Raw genomic sequence first — 21,978 nt, 5'->3', positions numbered from 1 at the left:
TGAATATTTTGTTAATCCGTTAAATGTCGTTTTGTTTTTAATACTAAGTATTTTCAACTAAGATGATATCGTTACTTTGTAAAATGACTTTAGGAGATAATTTATTTATTGTCAAAATACTATTGTCTATTGAGGTTATACTATTAATCTAATATATATGCTTTTGTTATTTTTATAGCATCTATTTGTTCAATTTTTTTATGATTATTGATTAAAATTGAACTTGTAATTTAAAAATATTTTAGAAGTATTACAGATGAAAAAAAAGGCGGTATCTATAAAAACTATTGCGACAAATCTTAACATTTCTGTCACGACAGTTTCTTTTGTATTGAATGGGAAGGCTAATGAAAAACATATTTCCAAATTACTAACTCAAAAGGTTTTAGATTATGCTAAAGAAGTAAATTATAAACCAAATCAAATTGCACAAAGTCTTAGAACAGGTAAATCAAAATTATTGGTTTTTATGGTCGAAGATATTTCGAACAGTTTCTTCTCTAAATTAGCTCGCATAATAGAAGATATCGCATATGAAAAAGGGTATAAAGTAATTTTTTGCAGTAATGAAAATGACGACGAAAAGTCAAATGATCTTATTACTTTGTTTAAATTCAGACAAGTAGATGGTTTTATCATTGTTCCTTCACCAGGAATAAAAAGTTCAATTCAAGAATTAATAGATGATAATATACCAGTAGTTTTATTAGATAGATATTTTACTGGATTAGAATGTAATAGTGTTGTTATTGATAATAATGAAGCTGCTTTTAATGCAACTAGTCATTTAATTCAAAACGGTTTTAAAAACATTGGCTTTATTACAACTGATTCTGATCAGACACAAATGCAGGATCGTTTATTAGGATATGAAAAAGCTATAAATGATTGTAACTTGAATAAATTTATTCTAAAAATTCCATATAATGGGACAGGCAATGGAATATGTAAATCATCTATAAAAAACTTCATAGATAAATATAAAAAGTTAGATGCTGTTTTTTTTGCAACTAATTATCTTACTCAGTCTGGTTTAGAAGTTTTTAAAGAAAATGCATCTCATTTAATTCATGATTTAGGAATTATCACTTTTGATGATAATGAATTTTTTAAAATCTACAATCCTACAATAACTGCAGTTTCTCAGCCTTTGACTGAAATTAGTAATGAATTGATGAAACTTTTATTACAACTCTTGAAAAATAAAGAGGTTAAAAATGAAAAAGTTAAAAATATTTCACTTCAAGCTGAATTAAAAATAAGAGAATCATCTGTTTCAAAAGAAATCTTTAAGGTTCAATTTTAAAAAATGAAAGAAATTGAATTACACCCAATGAGTTTTAATTATACAAAAAGTATATAATATTTATATAAAAAGTATAAATGATTTATACAAAAAGTATAATTGTTTTATACAAAAAGTATAATTGTTTTATATAAAAAGTATAAATGATTTATACAAAAAGTATAATTGTTTTATACAAAAAGTATAATTGTTTTATATAAAAAGTATAAATGATTTATACAAAAAGTATAATTGTTTTATACAAAAAGTATAAATGATTTATACAAAAAGTATAATTGTTTTATATAAAAAGTATAATTTTAATTGTGTTAAAATATCATTTTAGCCAGTTGGGTTTATATAGTTATGTTTATCTCCAATTAAGTAAATTACCTTTAAAAATTTATAAAATCTATGTTGCTATGTGGTTAAAAAATAAAAAAAACTGAATTACACCCAATGTGCTAATTTGATATTATTTTAACGGTATAATTATTTTAAAAATATTTAAAATAAAATAAATCTTGTTTTTGCTAAATCGGTTTAGTATGTTTGCTTAGCATTATTACAAACATGAAAACGATGAAACAAGTTTTATTCTCTCTTCTTATTGTTATTTCTTGCTGTAAAACAATTGCGCAAGAAAAAGTTGTTAATAATATAAAAAAGAACAACCCTATATTTAAAGGTTGGTACGCTGACCCTGAAGGAATTATTTTTGATAAGACCTATTGGATTTACCCAACTTTTTCAGCTCCTTATGAAAAACAAGTTTTTTTGGATGCTTTTTCTTCAAAAGATTTAACACATTGGACAAAACATGCCAAAATTTTAGATACCTCAAATGTAAAATGGGCAAATAGAGCAATATGGGCACCTTCGATTATTAAACATAAAAATAAATATTTCTTATTTTTTGGAGCAAATGACATTCAGAATGATAACGAAATAGGAGGGATTGGTGTTGCTGTTGCATCAAAACCAGAAGGGCCTTACAAAGATTATTTAGGTAAACCATTAGTTGATAAATTTTATAATGGTGCACAGCCAATTGATCAGTTTGTATTTAAAGATAAAGACGGGCAATGTTATTTAATTTATGGAGGATGGAAACATTGTAATATTGCAAAATTAAAGGCTGATTTTACTGGTTTTGTTCCTTTTGAAGACAAAACTGTTTTCAAAGAAATTACACCTGAAAATTATGTTGAGGGTCCATTTATGTTTATTAGAAACAATAAATATTATTTCATGTGGTCTGAAGGAGGTTGGACAGGTCCTGATTATTGTGTGGCTTACGCTATTTCAGATTCTCCAATGGGACCATTCAAAAGAATTGGAAAAATTTTAGAACAGGATCCGAAAATTGCGAGAGGAGCGGGGCATCATTCCGTTATAAAAACACCAAATTCGGATAATTATTATATTGTCTACCATAGACGGCCGCTTACCGAAACTGATGCAAACTCTAGAGAAACTTGTATAGAAGAAATGCATTTTGATGAAAATGGTTTGATAAACCCCGTTGCTATAACTAACGAAGGAGTAAAACAACATTTGATTAAATAATTTAAAAATATTGTTATAGATTTTAAATTAAAATGTTATCCATTTATAAACATTATTTGTTTATTTTTTTTTATGGTTTTAAGAAATAACAATTGTTGTTTTTAAATAGAAAAAGGTTAATGTTAATACATCTTTTTTTTAGCATGACTTTTGTTATCAATTGAGTATAAAGAAAATACCATAATTCACTCCATAAATAATGATCTATATCATTAAGTGTTTCGTATAAAAGTGATTTTTTTTCTAACTTTTTAACATACGATTGCATTCCCTTGTCTAGTTTTTATCCAAATATTATTTTTTGGTTTATTCCATTTCGAAAAATCTTAATGGGTGCTTATCAGTTATAAAAAAGTTTCAAATTTTCTTTAGTACTAAACGATTAAAAACCTTTGAGATCCTCATTATTCGATTAACCATTTCATCGATATAATGTTTAAAATAATAGGTTTTGCAAAAACTGTAGGGGATAAAAATTAAAGTGTAATCAATTCCTTTATTATGAATATTTTATGGTTTGTTATCGTTTTGTTAATTTTTTCGTTAAAAATTACCCTTCCATTTGTGCCATAAGCGTTTGTTTTGATTCATATTACATTTTCCTAGTGTTTTTAAGGGCTGTATGAACCATTTGAACATAATTATGAAACAAAATGGGACTAAAATTATGTTATCTATATCCTAATTTGGTCAAAAATTAAAATGATATTTTTTAGTGATATAAATTATAGTATTAATAAAAAAAGCCTTAATAATTTAATATGTATCCAAAATTATAAAGTTTAAGACCTTTTTAGGTAGTTGTAATGCTATTTATAATTTGAATACTATAAAGTCTATAAAAAGTCATTTTTTAATTTAAAACAACCCAACTAATTAACAACCAAAAAAAAATCAAACTCAAATGAAAATTAAAACGACTTGGAAAATGTCAACAACTCAACTGAGCTTATTTACCTTGTGTAAATTAAAGTTTAGTAAGGTTGGATTTATTTGTTTGCTATTTCTGTTGCTCTGCACTGGAAATAGTTATGCAGAAACCATCTATTTACAGGACCCCGTAAAAATTACTGGAAAAGTAACTGATTCTAAAGGGGTTTCATTACCCAATGCTACTGTATTTGAAAAAGGTACAAAAAACGCGGTAACGACAGACTTTGATGGAAGTTTTACTATTACTGTATCGTCTCCCCAAGCGATACTAGTATTTAAGTATATTGGAATGAAAGATACCGAAAGGCCTTTGAACAATGCTACAACTATAAATGTACAAATGGCAGATGAAACTAACGATCTTCAGACTGTTGTAGTTGTAGGTTATGGTACGATGAAAAAAGCATCCGTTGTAGGTGCTATCAGTAGTGTAAAGCCTTCGTTGTTACAGGTAGGAACTTCTCGTACATTAGGGAACAATCTGGCAGGTCAAGTAACAGGTATAATGGCCGTTCAAAGATCAGGTGAACCAGGTTATGATCAATCGGATATAAAAATCCGTGGAATCTCTACTTTTGCGGGAGGGCAAAATCCGCTTGTATTAGTAGATGGAATTGAACGTAACCTAAACGATCTTGACCCTTCAGAAATTGAATCTTTCTCAGTTTTAAAAGATGCTGCTGCGGGTGCTGTTTATGGTGTTAGGGGTGCAAATGGAGTTATTTTGATAAATACTAAAAGAGGTTTTGTTGGTACTCCAAAAATACAAGTAAGAACTGAATTTTCCATTCAGGAACCTACTAAATTGCCAAAATTTATTGGTGCTGCACCTTACATGAGTTTGCTAAATGAATTAGCTGTTGACAGTGGTAAAGTAGAACCATATTCAGCAGATCGTATTGCAAAAACTGCTAATAAATATGATCCTGATCTGTATCCAGATGTAAACTGGGTGGACGAAATCACCAAAGATTATGCGTATACGTCTAGAACTAATTTAAATATTGCTGGAGGTTCGGAAATTCTGAGATATGCATTAACAGCTTCTTATTATAGTGAGAAAGGAATGCTAGCTGCGGATCCAAAGTTATCTTATGATACAGAAACGCGATTGAACAGAGCAAATATCCGTTCAAATGTTGATGTAAACTTGTCTAAAACAACTTTATTCAGATTAAATATTGGAGGTTTTTTACAAAATCTTAACAAAGGAAATAGCAGTACTGATGATTTGTTCAATACTGCTTTTGAAACCACTCCTTTTGCTCATCCAGCAGTCTATTCAGACGGGACTTTTCCTAAGGTTATAAATCGTCCAAACCCATGGGCTATGAGTACACAGCAAGGATTTTATAAACTAAGTGGTAGCAAAATTGAAAGTTTGGCATCATTGGAACAAGATTTTAAATCTATTACTCCAGGATTGAAAGCGAAATTTACCTATGCGTTTGATTCTTTTTCTGAAAATAAAGTGGAGCGTGGTAAATCACCTAACTATTATGATGTAGCTACTAAAAGAGATCTTGATGGAAGTTTAATTCATAGCATTCAGAGTTATGGTCAAGACTATCTAGGGTTCAATAAAGATTATGAGCATGATTATTTTGGAAATAAACGTATTTATCTGGAAGCGAATGTTTCGTATAGTCATGCTTTTGGAAAACATGATGTAACAGGTTTATTGTTATATAATCAAGACAGTTATGATGATGGAACACCACCTCAAGCATTTAAACATCAAGGATTGGCAGGAAGGGCTTCATATACTTTTGACCGAAAATATGTTGGAGAAGTAAATTTTGGATACAATGGGTCAGAGAATTTTGCAAAAGGGCAGCGTTATGGATTCTTCCCATCTGTATCTATGGGCTGGATAGCAAGCGAAGAAAAATTTATGGAGTCTCTTAAGGATGTTTTTAATAAAATTAAACTTCGTGGATCTTATGGGTTAGCTGGAAATGATAATATCGGAGGAAACAGAAGATTTGCTTATCAAACTACAATTAGTGATAATAATAATTCAGACTATAATTGGGGTACGGGGCAAGGTGTAAAATATGAAGGTATAGAGGAAGGAGAAATTGGAGTAACCAATTTGACATGGGAAAAAGTTGCAAAAACTGATATTGGTTTAGAATTAGGAATATTGAATACGATTGATTTGACAGTAGATGTATTTCAGGACAAAAGGAAAGACATCCTTATCCGACGTAATACTGTTCCAACCCAAGCAGGATTTATCAATGCGCCTTTTGCTAATATTGGAAAAATGGAAAATAAAGGATTTGAAGTAGCACTAAATTTCAATAAGCAGATAACTCCCGATTTCTTTATGAGCTGGCGTGCCAATTTTACTTTTGTTGAAAATAAAGTTACCGAAAAGGATGAAGCAGATACTGTTAAAGGAACTTACCGCTCTGCAACAGGTATTTCGCACAATACATTATATGGGTATATAGCAACAGGGTTATATACTAAGGAAGATTTTGTTTCGGATAATGTGTTAGCTCCCGGTATTGCCATCCCACAGTTTGGAGTGGCAGTACGTCCAGGAGATATAAAATATGAAGATAGAAATAGCGACGGAAAAATAGATGGTTTAGACCAAGGTTTTATAGGTGGTACAACTGATCCTCAAATTGTATATGGTTTTGGAAATACCTCCAAATACAAACAATTCGATTTTAGCTTTTTCTTTCAAGGGATAGCAAAATCTGAACGAATCATAGGAGGAAGCACTTTTATACCAGGAAGTGGTGAGGGTACTTTGGGAAATATTTATGGTAACTACCAAGACCGTTGGACTGAAGAAAATCCTAATCAAGATGTATTTTATCCAAGATTGAGCTATGGACCAAATATTAATAATGCTCTTCCATCTACTTGGTGGAAAAAAGATATGAGTTTTGGCCGATTGAAATCTATGGAATTTGGATACTCATTGAAGAAAAATACCGCAGAAAAAATGAGACTACAAGGGTTAAGAGTATATGTTAGCGGTAATAACTTATGGTACATTTCAAATTTTAAACTTTGGGATCCTGAGTTAGACACATCAAATGGTTTAAAATATCCATCAACAAAATCTGTTCTTTTTGGATTAGATATAAGTCTATAATTTTAAAATAATGAAAATGAAAAATTTATATATCAGATTAATATTCCTTTTTATAGGATTATTTTTATTGTCTTCGTGTTCCGATTACTTAGATAAAGAGGATGATGTCGAGCTTACTTTGGATGCTGTTTTTGAAAGTAAAACAAAAACAGAAAATTGGCTGGCAAGCTGTTACTCTCGGATTCCAGACCCTACTTGGGGGTATACCCGTAGCTTAGGATGGGAAATTTTGGCAGACGATATGAGCCCGTCAGAGAGATGGCGTCAATATGGTTGGGAGGTTATACCATTCGCACTTGGTGACTGGGCGGTGAGTTCAACATGGGGTCCAGGTTACTGGAATAATTTGCCTCAAAGAATCAGGGAATGCAACATATTAATTAAAAATATTAAGCCAATACCTTCACAAAATTTAACTGAAAGTGATGTAAAGCTGATGATTGGTGAGTGCCGTTTTTTAAAAGCATATTACTACTCACTTTTAATAAGTACGTATGGACCAGTCCCTTTTAATCCAGATGAAATTACTCCGGTAGATTTTAATCTTTCTGATTTGCAGGTAGGTCAGACTCCTTATGATGAGATTGTAAGCTGGATTGATAATGAATTAAAAGAGGCTGAAAAAGTTTTACCCCCATCTTACACGGATAGTAAATATGGTCGTGCCACATCAATTATGTGTAAAGCAGTTAGAGCCAGAATGTTGCTTTTTGCAGCAAGTCCTCTTGTTAATGGTAATCCAGATTATGCTGGTCACCTTTCCAAAGATGGAAAACCATTATTTAGCGCTTCTTATGATGCCAATAAATGGAAAATTGCAGCAGATGCCAGCAAAGATTTGATTATAAGTGCAGAAGTAGCTGGTTATAAATTGTATGTAGAAATGAATGCTGTTACAGGAAAAATTGATCCTTTTTTATCTTGTCAAAAATTACATCTTGTAGAGTATAATCAAGGAAATAAAGAAGTACTGTTTGCTCGTCCAAGTGTTGAATCCAAAGAATATGACAGACATACAGCACCAAGCGGAAGCGGAGGGGCTGGAGGATATGGTGTAACACAATCTCTGGTAGATGCTTTTTTTACAGCAAATGGATTGCCTATAACAGACCCAGCTTCTGGATATGTAGAAAATGGTTTTTCTGCTGAAGATGGGTATTGGACCAATGGGTCAACAAAATGGAATGAAGTTAAAAGTCCTGGCTTAGTTACTGTAGCGGGTACTTATAATATGTATTGCAATCGTGAACCAAGATTTTATCTGGCAGTTAACTTTGATAGGGCATGGTATACAGATGGTGCAAATGCAGGTAAGGATCAAGGTAGAAAACTTGATTTTTTTAGCGGTGGAAAAGATAATAACCATACACATGATGCGCCACAAAATGGATATTTGGTAAGAAAAAGAACAGATCCGACAAGAGATCCTCTTCGGGATTATTTTGCACCGCGTCAAGGAATTCTATATAGATTAGGAGAAGCCTATTTAAACTATGCCGAAGCACTTAATGAGTCAGATCCTGGCAATGCAGATATCTTGATATATGTTAACAAAATCAGAGAGAGAGCTGGTGTAAGAACCTATACAACAGGAGCAACTGATACTCAAAATATTCATGTCGATAGTGATCAGGCAAGTATCAGAAAAATTATCAGAATGGAACGAAGAGTTGAACTTTGTACTGAAGGAATACGTTATGATGATTTAAGAAGATGGAAATTAGCAGAAACCGTTCTAAATGGTCCTGCTTATGGAATGAACTTTAATGGTAAAAATGAAGCTGAATTCTATAAAAGAACAGCGTACCAGACAAGAGTATATAAAAAAGCATTTTACTGGTTTCCAATATACTTAGCAGAAATCGAAAAAAATCCAAATTTAGTTCAATCACCTTTCTGGGCCAACTAATTAAAACAAAACGAAATGAAAAACATAAAAAATATTATCTCATTTATAATAATGAGTATAGTTCTTTTTTCTTGCGAGGAGAAAGGACTTGATAATCAGGATTGGCTTCAGGAACCAAATTTTGCCAATCCTTTGACTTTAACTCTTTCTAGTAAAGATGTTGTGTTGATTGATGAAAATACCAATGAAAATGCAATAACTTTTACATGGACAAAAGGAAATGATAGAGGAGAGGGAACTAACTTGACGTACTTCTTCCGTATGGATATCTTAGGAAATAATTTCAGTAAAGATATTGATGATGTAACTAAAAAAACAGTGATTACAGAAGAGATTCCTGTTGGTGTTTTTACTAAATCCTATACAGTAAAACAGTTGAACTCTATTTTGCTGAAGCATTTTAAACGCCCAGGTGGTACTCTAACGAATCTTGAAGTGCAGATAATAGCACAGGTAAATGGCGGAACACAATATCAGCTTCCTGAAGTATCTACATCGAGTTTTGTTGCTACAAGTTATAGCCTAGGGCCATTACCGTTGTTTATGGTGGGTGATGCTATAAGTGGTAGTTGGGATTACAGTACAGGTAAAAGTTTGCCAGAAATAACGGAAAGATCAATATATACTTATGTAGGCGATTTTTCCGTAGGGTCATTCAAGGTTATTGAGGAACCAGGGAGCGAATTACCTTCTTACGATCCTGCGGCTGGAAATACTATAGTGTATAATGAAACTGAGCCAAGAACAGTTGATAATGTTTTTAAAGTAACCGAAGCAGGTCGTTATTCTTTTTATATGGATATTGAACAAAAAACGTATGTTTTTGCAAAAGCACCTTATCCAAATATTTATATGGTTGGACATGCAATAGATGGCATTGGCTGGGATATTGGAAAGGCTAAACCAATGGACTGGGATGCTAAAAATGGAGTCTTTTCTTATAAAGGAAAATTTAATGGTCCGGCAGGAATAAAAGATTATGAAGGATTTAAACTTTTTTTTAAGGCAGGCGACTGGGGTGCTCCATGCTTAATGCCAAAAGTAACTCATACTATACTTATACCTGATGCTGATGCTGTACCAATGTATTTTAACAATACTGTAAGTGGTGATAACAAATGGGATATTGAAACCACTGGTAATTACGAACTTATCGTAGATCCTGTAAAAATGACTATTCAGCTAAATAAGCTATAGACATATTAATAAATATATTTTCAAGTTAATTAAATTAATTACCAATTATGAAGTCAAAACTTTTCAATCTAAATAGGATTGGAGAGTTTTGGTTTCTTTTTTTAAGATTTATTAGAGAAATTAATAAGGTATATTAAAAAGGTAAGTACTATAAAATTTAAAATATGATGTAAAACTTTACTCTGCATAAAAGAAATATTAATATCCTTTTTTTATTTATTATTATTTCTAAAGTGTTCAAATAAAGTGTTTTGAACTAGCTCTATTGTTCGCAATATTTTTCTGTATTAACTGCATTTGTATTGAATTGTAATAATTAAAGATGGAAAAAAAATCATAAAAAAATATAAAAAAAAATCTCTTTGAGGTTCAATAAATTTTGAATACAAAAAAAATGAAAACTAAACAATTATGAAAAAAGGATTTAAACTACTCGCATTAGTTCCTATGTTGGTATTGAATATATTCATATCCTGGAGTCAGACTTCAAATATGGTTGGCGACAATGTTGCAGTTTTTTACCCAAACAATTTCAATCCTGCTGGTACATTACCGTCTCTGATTTTTGTAAATGATTTTACTAACCAGGGAAGTGTTCCTTCATCATGGTCAATAAAACCTGTTTTTAGCACAGCAAATGGTAAAAGCGTAGTAAAAATCTCTTATACAGGAAGTGTTGATTTTTATGGTAACGGAGAAGTTTCGGGACCACTGAAACGTAATGATACTCAAGTAACATTATGGAATAGTGAAGCGCCAAATTATTGGATTGATAATGGTACCCGTCTTTATCAGTCACATCCCTGGATTATGGGTATCCGTCCCAATGGTACTGCTTTTGGAATTATTGCTGATCATACCTGGAAACAATCTTTTGTAATATCAAATCCAATAACTATAACTTCTGATGGTCCTGGATTCAGGGTAATTGTCATCGAAAGAAATAGCCCTCAGGAGTTATTGAAAACACTTGCAGATTTAACGGGAAAAATTGATCTCCCTGCTTTATGGACACTGGGTTATCAGCAAAGCAGATTTACCTATACCCCAGATTCAAAGGTAAAAAGTATTGCTGACGAATTCAGAAATCGAAAAATTCCGTGTGATGTACTTTGGATGGATATTGACTATATGGACAAGTTTAAGATATTTACTTTTGATCCTAGTACATTTAGTAATCCTAAAGGATTGAATGACTATTTGCATACTAAAAACTTCAAAGCTGTTTACATGATTGACCCTGGCGTAAAAAAAGAGACAGGTTATTTCGTGTATGATCAAGGAAAAGCAGGTAATCATTGGGTACAAAAAGCTGATGGTACAGAATTTAATGGTCAAGTCTGGCCAGGTGATGTTGCCTTTCCCGATTTTACCCGCCCAGAAACCAGTAAATGGTGGAGTGGGTTGTATAAAGATTTTATGGCAAAAGGCATAGATGGAATTTGGAATGACATGAATGAACCTTCTGTATTTGAAACTTCAAACAAAACCATGCCGGAAGACAATTTACATCGTGGAGGCGGAGACATGCCTGCGGGAAGTCACTTAAGATATCACAATGTATATGGCTATATGATGGTCAAAGCAAGTCGTGAAGGAATTGCAGCAGCAAACCCTGATAAACGGCCATTTGTTTTATCGCGCTCTAATTTTTTAGGAGGTCAAAGATATGCTGCTACTTGGACGGGAGATAACTCATCTACCTGGGCACATTTAAAACTATCTATCCCAATGTCTATAACATTAGGTCTTTCTGGTCAACCAATTTCTGGTGCTGATATTGGTGGTTTTAACAACGATTGCACCCCTGACTTACTTGGTCATTGGATGGCTCTTGGTGCTTATTATCCTTTTTCAAGAAATCATTCTGTATCGGGATCTATTAATCAAGAACCTTGGGCTTTTGGTTCGGAAATTGAAAACGTATCCCGAACAGCAGTTAATCGCAGATATCGTCTACTTCCATATATGTACACACTATTAAGAGAGGCTTCGCAAACAGGAATGCCTTTGATGAGACCAGTATTTTTTGCTGATAATACGGATTTGAGTTTACGAAGCGAACAGCAGGCCTTTATGGTCGGGAAAGATTTGTTGGTAATACCGAGATGGGCTGTGAATCCAAATCTGCCAAAAGGAAATTGGAATAAAGTAAAGCTTGAAGCTACTGAAGATGATAAATACCAAGCTCTTCTATATGTAAGACCGGGTTCAGTAGTTCCTATTACAGAAGTAGTTCAAAGTACAACAGATTATAAAAGTGACAATATTACCTATTTGATAAATCCATTGGAAGATGGGACTGCTACTGGCGAAATTTATCATGATGATGGTGATGGATTTGGTTACAAAACAAATGATTATGCAACTCATGAAATTAATGTAACAAAACACAATGCTGATTCATTAAAAGTTGTAATCAGCCAGACAGCAGGAAGCAAAAACATAAATCGTATCAGCAGAACAGGATATGTTACAGATAATGGTATTGTATATTCAGCTTGGTCTACAAGTACGGTTCGTTACATACCACTTATACCAGACAATAATCAGAATATTGATTTAAGTATGGTAAATACAATGTTTCTTAAAGGTAGTTTTAATGCAAATTTAACTCCAATGATAAATGTTGGTGATAAGAAATGGAAATTTGATGGACTAAATTTAAAGGCTGGTCAGACATACACATTAAAATTTATTCAGAGTAAAAATGCAAATGGATTTGAATGGGGAGGTGCAGTAGGGTTATCTGGAAATGCTATGCAAACTACTGATAGTAGTAATACAATTTCATTTACGATAAATTCGGATGGTAATTACAGTGTAACATTTGATGAATCTACATTAAAATATGTGATTCAAAAAACACCAGCAATCAATTCACTATCTATTGTAGGAGATGCTACAGATCTCATGAACTTTGATATGTTAGGATTACCTATGAATCAATCGCTTGAAGATTTGAATGTTTTTACATGGACAGGTCATTTATTTCCTAGTAATGGTAAAACCGAAGGGAAATTTAAATTTCATAATGGAACAGGAGGACAATGTGATGATGTATGGATTTATGCAAATTCTTCCGATCAGTCTTTGTCTTCAACATCTATGGTTATTGCAAATGGTTGCTCTTATCCAGATAATAAATGGAAAGTAAAAACTGGAGAAAATGGCACGTACAAAATAACGGTGAATGTTGCTACAAATGTAGTCAAAATAGAAAAGCTTCATGATTTTGCCACTTTGTCTATAACAGGTGATGCTACTTCTATAGGTTGGGATCCCAAAGGACTGCCAATGAATCATGATCTAGATCACCCTAATGTTTTTACATGGACAGGAACATTAACTGCAAGCGATGGTACTTCGCAGGGAAGATTTAAAATTCATTCTGGTCCTAATAATTGGTGTGATGATACTTGGTTGTATGCCTCAGTTGCCGATCAATCTTTATCTGCAAATACATATGAAATTTTTCCGGGATGTACGGGACCAGATAATAAATGGAAAGTAAAAGCAGGAGAAACGGGTAGTTATAAGATTACTATTGATGTCGTTGCCAAAACAATCAATATAGAAAAAATGATTACTTCTCTGGCAATAGTTGGTGATGCTACTTCAATAGGATGGGATCCCAAAGGACTTCCAATGCAGCAATCTACTGATAATGCTGGCATTTATACATGGACTGGAACTTTATCAGCAGCTAATGGAACTACAGAAGGGAAATTAAAATTTCATTCAGGGTTAAATGGCATCTGTGACGATATCTGGTTGTATTCAACTACAGATAATCAATCAATATCTAATAATAGTTTTACGATAGCTAACGGATGTACTTCTGCAGATAATAAATGGAAAATAAAGGCTGGAGAAACAGGAACATATAAGGTTACTGTTGATATTAAAACTAAAAAAGTAAGTTTCCAAAAAACAATACTAGAGTCATTATCAATTGTTGGAGACGCAACTTCTGCAGGTAATGATAGTAAAGGGTTATTGATGGAGCAATCTAATGAGAACTTAAACATTTTTAAATGGACAGGAATATTGTCCGCTACAAATGGTAGTACCGAAGGGAAATTCAAATTTCATTCAGGTGGTGGCTTGTGCGAGGATGCATGGTTGTACGCATCGGAAACAGACCAAACTCTATCTGGCACAGCGTTTACAAAAGTAGACGGATGTACAACTCCTGATGACATGTGGAAAGTACAGGTTGGAGAAACAGGAACATATAAGGTAACTGTTAATTTAGAGACTAATAAAATAAGCATAAAAAATATTTCTACAAGTCTTGGTTTAGCTAGTCCTAAAAAGGAAAAAAGTTTTATTTATCCAAACCCAGTAGGGAACACGCTTTTCTTTAGTACGAAGATGGCAGGAATAAATATTAGTATTTTTTCTCCAACAGGGAGTTTAGTTTTAAAACAAAAAGTAGATAACAATAATAGTGTTGATGTCTCTAAATTAAAAGTAGGAACGTATTTTATTATTACAAATAAAAATCAAATGGCTATAAAATTTATAAAGAAATAAGTTTTTTAAGGTCTAACTATTTCTACTAAGTTGATTTAGTTAGGCTTTTTATTTTACATCATTTATTATCTGGTTATTAATCTTAAAAAGTAAATTATGAAAAATCTATTTAAAATTAGGAGCGTATGTGCTACTATATTCTTTTTGCTATGCGTTTCTAATTTATTTGCACAAACAGCCGATCAAAGAGCAGAAAACTTGCAGAATGGAACTAATACTATTTTTATGTCTGCAGATAAAAGTTATTATAAACATAACAGTGCTTCAGATAATGATCCGTATGGTTATGGGTATTGGATACAGGCACATACGCTTGAAACATTAGCGGATGCGTATCAAAGAACTCGCAATACGGTTTATAAAGACCGAATGAAAAGTATAATTGCAGGCATCAGAAAATACAATTCGTATGGTGCAGGAACGTATCATAATGATTTTTACGATGATTTGGAGTGGCTTTGTTTAGCATGTTTCAATTGCTATAACGCTACCAAAGATCCAGAGTTTTTAGATGCAGTACATCAGATTTGGACAGAAATTAAAACAGGATATTCAAATGGTGTAATGTCATGGAAAAAGGGCTGTACAACTCCTTGTAGAAATTCTATTGCAAACGGACCCGCAATCGTTATTGCAGCCAAATTGTATCAATTAGAAGGAGATAATACCAATTTGCAAATGGCAAAAGATATTCATGCCTGGATGAAAGCAAATGTTTTTAATGCTCAAGGAGGTATTTGGGACACTCCAACAAATATGGATCCTGACTGGCAATTCTCTTATAATTCAGGTATGTTCATTGCAGCTTCTTTGGAACTCAATCTTGTTACAGGTACACAATCATATATAGATGACGGTATCAAGGCATGTGAGTTCATGATGAATTATAGAAATTATAATGGGGGAGTATTTTTTCTGAACGAAAATGGGCAAGGAGATGGTGGCTTATTCAAAGGAATTTTTGCGAAGTGGCTTATAGAATTTGTTCGTATGGGAAATTTAACACAAGCTCAGAAAGATAGGTATTTAAGTGTCATCAATTATACAAGTAATTATGTATGGGCTAATGCTGTGAATAAATCTAATTTTTTAATTAATTCAGATTGGAATTCAGTGCCAAATGGCACGATAGATTTATCTACTCAAACAACTGGCCTTCATTTGTTTGAATCTGTTGCTAGTTTAAACAAGGTACATGTTTATCAAAATATTAATTACGCTGGGTTTTATTCTCAACTTTCAACAGGAACTTACACTTTAGCACAACTACAGGCAAGAGGAGTTACCGATAATGATATCACTTCTTTAACTATTCCTTCGGGTTATGTTGTTACGGTTTATGAGAATGATAATTTTACAGGAACTTCCAAAATATTTACAGCGAATAGCGCTTGGCTTGCCGATTGGAATGATAGAATTTCTTCCTTAAAAATAGTGGACACTAACAGTTCTTTAGTTAATGTTTATCAAGATATAACCTTTACAGGGTATACAGCTGGTCTTAATGTTGGAGATTACACTCTGGCGCAACTCCGAGCCAAAGGGATATTAGATAACGATATTACTTCTTTAAAAATCACTGAAGGATATAAAGTAACTGTCTATGACGGAGATAATTTTACAGGAGCTTCAAAAGAGTTTACTTCTACTACTGATTGGGCAGGAGATTGGAATGACAGGACAACATCTTTACGCATTCGTACCAACGGTACTGCTAGTTTAGGAAACACAACTTACTATTTGCAAAATCGCAATAGCGGATTGTATATGGACGTTTGGGGATTAAGCACTGCTGATGGAGGTAATATTGCACAAGGAAGTTATACAGGAGTTAACAATCAGCAATTCAAATTCATTGATGTAGCAGATGGAGCTTATGAAATTCAAGCGATTAATAGTGGTAAGGCTATAGATATTGCAGGAGTGAGTGTAGACAATGGAGCCAATGTTCATCAATGGGCTTATGTTGGTGCTGCTAATCAGCAATTCGTTGCTGTTTCAACAGGAGATGGTTATTATAAATTGGTAGCGAAACATAGCGGGAAATTAGTTGAGGTAGCCGGTTTTAGTACTGTAAGCGGAGGAAATGTACAACAATGGGAAAATACAAATCAATCTAGTGGACAATGGAAATTGATTCCAGTTGGGACATCCAAATTATCGAAATTCTCATTAAAAAACCAAAACGAAGTTGCTACATTACCGATAAATATATACCCGAATCCAGTAGAGAGCACGCTGTTTTTTACAACGGATATGAAGGGAACTCAGGTTAGTATTTTTTCACAAACAGGAAGTACAGTTTCAGAACAAAAAGTAACGGATAATAATCTGGATGTTTCTGGTTTAGCAACAGGAATTTATTTTATTGTTTTTGATAAAGATGGTACAAAAATCACAAAAAGATTTATTAAAAAATAAGACCAAAAACTACAAATTATGATACAAATTAAAATAAATAGTTATAATCTGATTGATAAATTAAGATTGCGTTTTGCAGTGTTTTTAATGTTTATAGGTATTGTGATTCCTGCTCAGGCGCAACTCAGCGGTAATCCATTATTTACAGGAGCTGATCCCGAGATTCATTATTTTAACAATAAATATTATATTTATACTACAGCTACTTATGGCACACAGTTTCATGCCTATTCTTCAAATGATTTAACCAATTGGTACGACGAAGGTCTTATTTTTGATCTTTATCCAGATAGTCCTTGGGCACAAAATAACGGCTGGGCACCAGCAGTAGTTTTCCGTAACAATAAATATTATTTTTATTATACAGCAGAGACCAAAATAGGTGTGGCTGTAGGTAATACACCCATTGGACCTTTTACAGATATAGGAGTTCCACTTATTGGAACAGATCCTTATACGGATGATATTATTGATGCGGATGTTTTTGTTGATGATGATGGACAGGCCTATATTTATTATGGAGGATCTGGGAAAAGCAGAATGGTGGTGCGCAAATTAAATGCTGATATGGTTAGTTTATCAACTGGACCTACAGATATAACACCTCAAAACTATACCGAAGGACCGTATATGGTAAAGCGTAAAGGTATTTATTATATGATGTATTCTAATGGATCTTGGTTTAATGATACTTACAATGTACAATATTCTACTTCTAATTCACCTATGGGACCTTGGACATATAGAGGTAAGGTTTTAAGTTCGAACTCAGAAGACAAAGGGCCAGGGCACCATGGAGTATTAAAAATAGGAAACTGTGATGAGTATTACATGATTTACCATCGCTATGAAAATGGCACATCAGGGGACAGAAAAATTGCTATTGATAGAATGTATTTCAATTCCTCCGATTTGATTGATCCAGTTAATATGACTAATTATGGTGTTGCACCTAGGGTACTTGATCAATCCTGTCCTGCACAAAATATTGTTTCGGGAGGTATTTATAAATTAACGCACAAAGGAACTTCTCAGTGTTTGGATGTTTTTCAAAATAACAGTCAATCGGGAACAAATGTGCAACAAAGTACAGACAATGGTAATGATGCACAACGCTGGATTATTACAAAGGAAGCAGATGGTTTTTATAAATTAACTCATAAAGGAACCACTCAAGTTTTGGATGTTGATAACAATGGTAGTCAGGCTGGCGCCAATGTGCAACAATGGACAGACCTTGGTACCGATGCACAGCGTTGGAAAATCGAAATGATGTCAGATGGTTATTGTAAATTGACTCACAAAGGAACTACTCAATGTTTGGATGTTGATAACAATAGTAATCAGTCAGGAGCCAATGTGCACCAATGGGGAGATAATCTTACTACCAATAATGATGCACAACGATGGAAACTTGATCTTATTGAAGTTCCAATTGTTTCAGGAGGGATTTATAGACTGACTCATAAAGAAACTAATCAAAGCTTAGATGTAAGTGATGCTAGTATTCTTCAAGGTGCAAATGTGCAACAATATACCACTAGTGAGAATGATGCACAACGCTGGGTTATTACAAAGGAAGCAGATGGCTTTTATAAATTAACTCATAGAGGAACAAACCAGGTTTTGGATGTTGCTAACAATAGTACTCAAGCTGGCGCCAATGTACAACAATGGGCAGATCTTGGTACCGATGCACAGCGTTGGAAACTTGAACTTATGAGTGATGGCTATTTTAAAGTTACCCATAAAAACACCAATTTATGTCTGGATGTAGCAAATAATCTGGCAGAACCCAGAACCAATGTGCAGCAATGGACCGATCTTGGTAACGATGCACAACGTTGGAAGTTGGATTTAATAAAACTCACTACAGGGACATCCAAATTATCCAAATCTACATTAAAAACTGATGAGGTTATGCCAATGGCTATAAATGTATATCCAAACCCAGTAGAGAATACACTTTTCTTTACTTCCGAAATGACAGGAATTCAAGTTCGTGTTTTTTCTCTAACAGGAAGCTCAGTTTTGGAACAAAAAATGAAGGGTAATAGTTTGGATGTTTCAGATTTAAAATCAGGAGTTTATTTTGTTGTTTTTGATAAAGATGAAACAAAAAATACAAAACGATTTATTAAAAAATAATACCAAATAATATTTTCTTCTTATTAGAAATTAGAATTGATTTAATATTTAGACATTCTAAAAACTTACTTTTTTGAAGTTAAAAATGATAAAAATATAGTTTTTAGAATGTCTTAAAAATAGAAATTATGATACAAATTATACAAAAAAGTTATAATCTGATGGATCAATGGAGACTGCGTATTACTGTCTTTTTAATGTTTATATATTTGGCTACTCCTGTGATAGCACAAACTAATGGAAATCCTTTATTTTCGGGAGCAGACCCCGAAATTCATTATTTTAATAACAAATATTACATCTATCCTACAGCCGCCGCAGGGAAACAATTTCATGCTTATTCATCATTAGATTTGACAAATTGGGTAGATGAAGGTGTTATTTTTGATATTGGCCCTCAATGTAGCTGGGCTGATAATAATGGTTGGGCTCCAGGGGTGGCATACAGAAATAATAAATACTATTTCTATTATACAGCCGAAGTTAAAATTGGAGTTGCAGTAGGGGATTCTCCAACTGGGCCATTTACAGATTTGGGTTCACCCCTTATTGCAACGGATCCATTTACAGACGATATCATTGATGCAATGGTATTTACGGATGATGATGGACAAGCCTATATTTATTACGGAGGATCAGGCAAAAGCAAATTAGCGGTACGTAAATTAAATTCTGATATGGTTACTTTGTCCTCTGCCTCTACAAATATAACACCTCAGAATTATACCGAAGGACCCTATATGGTAAAGCGCAAAGGCATTTATTATATGATGTATTCTAATGGTTATTGGGGTAATGATAGTTATAATGTACAATATTCAACTTCTAATTCACCTATGGGACCTTGGACATATCAGGGGAGTGTACTCAGCTCGAATATAGAAGATAAAGGACCAGGACATCATTCCGTTATAAAAATGGGTGATTGTGACGAATACTATATTGTTTATCATCGTTATGAAAACGCATCAAGCGGAGATAGAAAAATTGCTATTGATCACATGTATTTTAATGCAAATGATTTAATAGAACCAGTAACTATGACCAATTATGGGGTAAAAGCAAGAGTACCTGATAATTCATGCGCATCATTACCCGTATTTCCAATTGTTACTGGAGGTATTTATAAATTGACACACAAAGGTACTAATCAATGTTTAGAAGTAGCAGATAATAGTAGTCAGCCAGGGGCTAATGTGCAACAAAATACAGATAGTGGTAACGATTCGCAACGTTGGACTATTACTCTTGAGTCAGACGGTTCTTATAAGATACTTAATAAAAGCAGTAAGCAATGTTTAGAAGTTGATAATGGAAGTCTTCAGCCTGATGCAAATGTGCAACAAGGGACTGACCTTGGGATTGATGCACAACATTGGAATTTGGAAGCTATGACAGATGGTTATTTTAAGATAACACATAAAGGAACCGATCAATGTTTAGAGGTAGACCAAAATAGTAATGTTCCGCTTGCTAATGTTAAACAATACACAGACAATGGAAGCGATGGACAGCGTTGGAAATTGGAATTAATCGAAATCCCAATTGTTACTGGAGGATTATACAAATTAACCCACAAAGGAACCAATCAGGTCATAAGTGTAGATAAAGACAGTTCTACTCCAGGGGCCAATGTACATCAATGGACGGATAGTGGTAATGTTGATGCGCAACGTTGGTATGTTACACTAGAAAGTGATGGGTTTTATCAGTTGAAACACAAGGGAACAAACCAGGTTTTGGATGTTGATAATAATAGTAGTAATAATGGTGGGAATGTACACCAATATGATGATACTGATAATGATGCCCAACGCTGGAAACTGGATTTAATGCCTGATGGTTATTTCAAAATAACCCATAAAGGCACAACTAAATGTCTTGACGTTGACAATAATCTTTCTGAACCAGGCACGAATATACAACAGTGGGAAGACAATAATAATAATGCCCAACGTTGGAAGCTTGATTTAATGCCAGATGTAAATCCAATGATTGGTAATGGAACAGGTATATCTGGAAGCTATTTTAATGGAATGAATTTTCAAACACCAGTATTCAACAGAGTAGATACTAGTATTAATTTTGATTGGGCATTTACTTCTCCAAATGCTAGTGTAAATCCAGATCAATTCACGGTACGTTGGACAGGTCAGGTACAACCAAAGTATAGTGGTGAATATACTTTTTATGTGACGAGCAATAACGGAAGAAGATTATGGGTTAACAATCAATTGATTATTGATGGTTGGGTTGATAATATAGGAGAATATAGAGGTAAAATTTCTCTTGTAGCTGGTCAGAAATATGATATCAAATTAGAATATTTTGAAAATAGCAGTGCTGCTACTTGCAAACTAGAATGGTCAAACTTTTTACAAAACAGGGAAGTAATAACGAAAGCACAATTTTATGAAAGTACTTTAGGAATTAAAGAACTACAACTAAGCCATGAAATTATAACAACAAATCCTGTTGATCAGATATTACATATTGTTTCGGACATTAATTTATCATCCGCAGATATAAAAATTTATGATGTTCAAGGTAGGCTTTTGAGTAATCTTAAAAAAATTGACAATGATCTGTATGTGGGGAATTTGACTTCAGGTATTTATATACTGCGAATTCAAATGAATGGTACAGAATATGTGAAGAAATTTATTAAAAAATAACCTAAAAATAGAGTGTCTGATCTTTTAATAGCACTATTAAATGTATTACACTTTATTTAAAAACAAATACTTTCAAGTGAATAGATTGACATTATTTCAAAACATTTTTTGTTTAATATCAATTTATTAGTATAAAAAATATAAAAAAAATGCACGCTTATGCTAAAATGATTTAGCATATTAT

The 21,978-nt window shown here is 33.0% G+C and carries 9 protein-coding genes; all 9 read left to right on the top strand.

The features are described from left to right. Positions 1-256: 256 nt before the first annotated feature. The 9 genes from CLU82_RS00985 to CLU82_RS00945 all read left to right on the top strand — a co-directional run bounded on the left by CLU82_RS00985 (position 257) and on the right by CLU82_RS00945 (position 21,794). The gene (locus tag CLU82_RS00985) at positions 257-1,306 is read left to right on the top strand and encodes a substrate-binding domain-containing protein (RefSeq protein WP_100841328.1); all 1,050 of its coding nucleotides are present in this window, start codon (positions 257-259) and stop codon (positions 1,304-1,306) included. Between the two features lie 561 nt (positions 1,307-1,867). Then, a complete protein-coding gene (locus CLU82_RS00980) occupies positions 1,868-2,854 on the top strand; it encodes a glycoside hydrolase family 43 protein (RefSeq protein WP_100844887.1) in 987 nt (328 codons plus the stop codon). Between the two features lie 904 nt (positions 2,855-3,758). Beyond that, a complete protein-coding gene (locus CLU82_RS00975) occupies positions 3,759-6,905 on the top strand; it encodes a TonB-dependent receptor (RefSeq protein WP_232735187.1) in 3,147 nt (1,048 codons plus the stop codon). Positions 6,906-6,921: 16 nt separating this feature from the next. Continuing rightward, positions 6,922-8,814, top strand: a complete 1,893-nt coding sequence (locus CLU82_RS00970; RefSeq protein WP_198520169.1) for a RagB/SusD family nutrient uptake outer membrane protein — start codon at positions 6,922-6,924, stop codon at positions 8,812-8,814. A 15-nt stretch (positions 8,815-8,829) separates the two neighbouring features. Continuing rightward, positions 8,830-10,011 carry a SusF/SusE family outer membrane protein gene (locus CLU82_RS00965; protein WP_100841326.1) on the top strand — a complete coding sequence of 394 codons (1,182 nt, stop codon included), beginning with the start codon at positions 8,830-8,832 and terminating at the stop codon, positions 10,009-10,011. A 411-nt stretch (positions 10,012-10,422) separates the two neighbouring features. Beyond that, on the top strand, positions 10,423-14,550 hold the full coding sequence (locus tag CLU82_RS00960; RefSeq protein WP_100841325.1) for a TIM-barrel domain-containing protein: 4,128 nt from the start codon (positions 10,423-10,425) through the stop codon (positions 14,548-14,550). A 96-nt stretch (positions 14,551-14,646) separates the two neighbouring features. Further along, positions 14,647-16,971, top strand: coding sequence for an RICIN domain-containing protein (locus tag CLU82_RS00955; protein WP_100841324.1), 2,325 nt, complete (start codon positions 14,647-14,649; stop codon positions 16,969-16,971). 18 nt (positions 16,972-16,989) lie between these two features. Further along, the gene (locus CLU82_RS00950) at positions 16,990-19,119 is read left to right on the top strand and encodes an RICIN domain-containing protein (RefSeq protein ID WP_100841323.1); all 2,130 of its coding nucleotides are present in this window, start codon (positions 16,990-16,992) and stop codon (positions 19,117-19,119) included. Between the two features lie 128 nt (positions 19,120-19,247). Further along, positions 19,248-21,794, top strand: a complete 2,547-nt coding sequence (locus tag CLU82_RS00945; RefSeq protein WP_100841322.1) for an RICIN domain-containing protein — start codon at positions 19,248-19,250, stop codon at positions 21,792-21,794. Positions 21,795-21,978: the final 184 nt, after the last annotated feature.

The sequence above is a fragment of the Flavobacterium sp. 5 genome (assembly GCF_002813295.1).
Taxonomy (GTDB): domain Bacteria; phylum Bacteroidota; class Bacteroidia; order Flavobacteriales; family Flavobacteriaceae; genus Flavobacterium.
Note: the sequence above shows the minus strand (reverse complement) of the source record. Positions and strands in the feature narration are given on the sequence as shown.